Below are 255 nucleotides of genomic sequence, written 5' to 3' on the forward strand. Positions count from 1 at the left end.
CTTTGAAGTGCAGGGCGATCTGACCGCCATCATCACCGGCAAAACCGCGCACTTTGTTTGCTTCATAAACTGATACGCCACCGGCATGCGAAACCAGGGTGTCTTTACCCAGAGGGAACAGGTTGATTGCCTCGAAGCGGCCGATCTGCGCATCCCAGGTATTGTTGCCCAGCTGAATATAGGCATCACGCACCACCACATTTTTATCGCCATCGGTGGTCAGACGCACGCCGCCTTTGGCTGCAACGAAGTACT

1 protein-coding gene is annotated in these 255 nt (G+C 54.5%); it reads right to left on the bottom strand.

Features of this window, described 5'->3' with window-relative positions:
- On the bottom strand, positions 1-255 hold a 255-nt coding region (locus tag JW499_RS22215; RefSeq protein ID WP_205212568.1), incomplete at both ends, for a carbohydrate porin.

Origin of the sequence: Amphritea pacifica (assembly GCF_016924145.1) — a bacterium.
In the GTDB taxonomy this organism is placed as follows: domain Bacteria; phylum Pseudomonadota; class Gammaproteobacteria; order Pseudomonadales; family Balneatricaceae; genus Amphritea; species Amphritea pacifica.